The 2,851-nt window shown below is 41.9% G+C and carries 4 protein-coding genes and 1 pseudogene; 1 reads left to right on the forward strand and 4 read right to left on the reverse strand.

What is annotated here, in order from left to right:
• The first annotated feature begins 104 nt into the window (after positions 1-104).
• Positions 105-911 (forward strand): helix-turn-helix domain-containing protein, encoded by an 807-nt coding sequence (locus tag LKD71_RS17800; RefSeq protein WP_006873172.1) that lies wholly within the window; start codon positions 105-107, stop codon positions 909-911.
• 60 nt (positions 912-971) lie between these two features.
• Here LKD71_RS17800 and LKD71_RS17805 read toward each other — a convergent pair whose 3' ends face one another.
• The 4 genes and pseudogenes from LKD71_RS17805 to LKD71_RS18815 all read right to left on the reverse strand — a co-directional run.
• The gene (locus LKD71_RS17805; protein WP_227616404.1) at positions 972-1,934 is read right to left on the reverse strand and encodes a DUF3658 domain-containing protein; all 963 of its coding nucleotides are present in this window, start codon (positions 1,932-1,934) and stop codon (positions 972-974) included.
• A gap of 16 nt (positions 1,935-1,950) precedes the next feature.
• A complete protein-coding gene (locus tag LKD71_RS17810; RefSeq protein ID WP_009296082.1) occupies positions 1,951-2,340 on the reverse strand; it encodes a TnpV protein in 390 nt (129 codons plus the stop codon).
• The gene (locus LKD71_RS17815; protein WP_002593556.1) at positions 2,300-2,572 is read right to left on the reverse strand and encodes a helix-turn-helix domain-containing protein; all 273 of its coding nucleotides are present in this window, start codon (positions 2,570-2,572) and stop codon (positions 2,300-2,302) included. The genes LKD71_RS17810 and LKD71_RS17815 overlap by 41 nt, the downstream gene beginning before the upstream one ends.
• A gap of 161 nt (positions 2,573-2,733) precedes the next feature.
• Positions 2,734-2,832: pseudogene (locus LKD71_RS18815) on the reverse strand (Maff2 family mobile element protein); the annotation flags it as partial.
• Positions 2,833-2,851: the final 19 nt, after the last annotated feature.

Consider the following 2,851-nt stretch of genomic DNA (forward strand, 5'->3'; position numbering starts at 1 on the left):
AGTAGGAATTAGGGGTAAAAATCAGAAATTTCCACGATTGCGGAAAGTGTGATATAATCCAGATAAGCGGCAGCAATGAAACCATTGGAAAGGAGCGTGCGCCCATGAAAGGAGCAACAAGCATACAGGAACGCCTTTGGGAACTCCGCAAGGACAAAGGCTTAAATCTGGAAGAACTATCAAAGCTGACAGGCATTTCCAAATCAGCTCTTGGAAGTTATGAAAAAGAGGATTTTAAGGAAATCAATCATGGCAACCTTATCACGCTGGCAGACTTCTATGGGGTCTCTGTTGATTATCTACTGTGCCGGATAGAGAACAGGGAGCAGATCAACACACCATTGACGGAGTTGCATTTGAATGATGAGATGGTGGCACTGCTGAAAAGCGGTCGGATTAACAACCGTCTGCTCTGTGAGCTTGCTACACATAAAGATTTTATCAAGTTTCTTGCAGACATTGAGATTTATGTGGACGGGATTGCTACCATGCAGATTCAAAACCTCAATGCACTTGTCGATACCGTCCGGCATGAAATCATTGAACGGTATCGCCCAGGCGAAGATGACCCGCATTTGAAAGTGCTGCAAGCCGCCCATATCAGTGATGATGAGTATTTCAGTCACATGGTTCTGGATGACCTCAACCTGATTATCCGGGATATTCGGGAAGCCCACAAAAAGGACAGTGAGAGTGCGCCCCAGACCACCGTTGCCGATGAATTGAAAGAAAATCTCGAAGCAGTCGAAAATTTCAAGGGCAGCCGGGATGAAAAGCTGGTTGTCCTTTACTGCAAGCAGCTCGGTATCAACTATAAAAATCTGTCAGACGAAGAATTTCGCTGGCTGATTCGGATTCTCAAAAAATCAAAGAAAATGGGAACGCCTATCAGCCAGAGGAAAAAACGGTAAAAAAACCGCTGTTGCATGGTTGGGGTGCCTTCCATGTAGCAGCGGTTCTTGCTGTGGTTATTATTTCATTCGTTTTCTTAATATCCGGCGATAATTTGTTTCTCCCTTTGGTGCGTCCTGTATAATTTCCAACACACCATCTTCAAGCATTTTATCAATGCGATTAGAAATCCATACATCACTAATTCCAAGTTGATATTTTCCTAAAACATTACCTATAACAATAGCCATTTTGAATTGCTCTGGCTGTTCCGCAATTTCACGAAGAATGAAACTATCATATATATCTTCTGAAACACTTTGCAATTTACCATTTAGCATTGCACGCAAAGGTGCATTTTCATTTTGAAATTGATTCCATTTCATAGCACAAGCTGAAAGAAATACAGGCTTAGCTTTTTCTTGTAGAGTTATATATTTTCCCCATTCGCCAGGAGAAACCTCACCCCATGCTATTTTGGATGTTATAGTATTTTCTTTTCCATATTCCCAGGCAGGTAACTTAACCAAATAAATTGTTGTCTGACAGTTTAATGGTCGAAGTTGTTTCATAAGCCAGTACATACCGCAAAGTTCATCCGGATTATAGCTATACCAAATACGAACTTCTTCCCCAGCTACATATCGTTCAATAACCGAAGACAATGTAGTTTTAATTTTCTGTATTTTTTCTTCAACCTGATAGTCTAAATCCTCTACAAACCAGACAGACAGCATTTTCTTGAGAACATTTTTCCGCTGTTCGCCAATTCCATTATCAGAAATATCTCCCACACTAAGAGCCATATCAAAACAATAAACATCACTGCTCTTGCCTCCCAATGGAATAGCATTCTCCCAAGCAATATGTTCTTGTTCCTGTGCTTGAATTTGTGCTTCTTTCATTTCATCTGAAGATGGAACACTCCCATCTTCGTGCCTCATAAAGACCGAAACTGCACTTCCTCTATACTTTCCCTTACCGTAAGTTTGGGCAATTTTCAAACTTCCACAGGCACTTTCACCAAATACAATTTCAATCATCTTATATACCTCCGATTTAATTACTCCCGTATGAATAAATTATATCATGCAAAACAATTTCTTCTGCCCGGTTGTGAATGTTATTACAACGCTGCACCCATTCCATTTGTTGAGTTCGCTTCAATTCCTCTGTCACGCCCTCGGTGGCTTTCATCTGCTCCATGATAGTGTCTAACCGTTCCTGTGCCTGTTCGTTCAGGTCTGCAAGATATGTCCACAATTCTCCGGTCAGTATCAATGTATTCAATCTGGCTGGGTGGACTTCCCTTAAATATTCCCGGTGCATCCGTCCGTACTTTCCGATAGGGCGGTGTTCCTCCGGCAGTTTCAAGTCCGGGATGTAGTAATCTCCGACAAGGATATAATCAATTCCGTTTTCCGTTATTCTTGGTTTCAATTCTCTCATGTTCCTTACCTCCTGTGGAAGCAGGCTCGTCTGGTACTAACTCAATCACATCGGTAATCTCACAATTCAGCGTTTCACAGATACGGGCTAATGTGTCCATGCTGATGTGCTTTCCCTCTTTGCTCATGTTGGCAATCATATTCGTTGTCATACCGGCGGCAAGCCTTAAATCTTCTTTTCTCATATCACGCTCTAACAGTGTATGCCAGAGTGGTTTATAGCTGATGTGCATATTGTTTTCCTGCCTTTCTATCCATACCACCGGGGCGGTTGCCTCGGCAGGAACTTTTCTCTTATTATAACACCAATCTTGTGAAATCACAATTTATTCTTGTAGACTGCCGCTGATACCGTCTGGATTGTGCTTTTCCTTTCTTTTTGTTCCCTTTAATTAGCCATGAACTGCTTAACACCCTGCGACTTTACTGATGTGTGATAAAGAAGTAATAGAAGTGTAAAAAATTTTGCCGTTCCTATCCGGCACTTGCGCATTGTGTCGGATAGGTCGGGC

The sequence above is a fragment of the Fusicatenibacter faecihominis genome (genome assembly GCF_020686945.1).
GTDB classification, from domain to species: Bacteria; Bacillota; Clostridia; order Lachnospirales; family Lachnospiraceae; genus Limivivens; species Limivivens faecihominis.

Coding starts and splice junctions, on each gene's coding strand:
- LKD71_RS17800 (WP_006873172.1), top strand. CDS start 105: ATGAAAGGAGCAACAAGCATACAGGAACGCCTTTGGGAACTCCGCAAG.
- LKD71_RS17805 (WP_227616404.1), bottom strand. CDS start 1,934: ATGATTGAAATTGTATTTGGTGAAAGTGCCTGTGGAAGTTTGAAAATT.
- LKD71_RS17810 (WP_009296082.1), bottom strand. CDS start 2,340: ATGAGAGAATTGAAACCAAGAATAACGGAAAACGGAATTGATTATATC.
- LKD71_RS17815 (WP_002593556.1), bottom strand. CDS start 2,572: ATGCACATCAGCTATAAACCACTCTGGCATACACTGTTAGAGCGTGAT.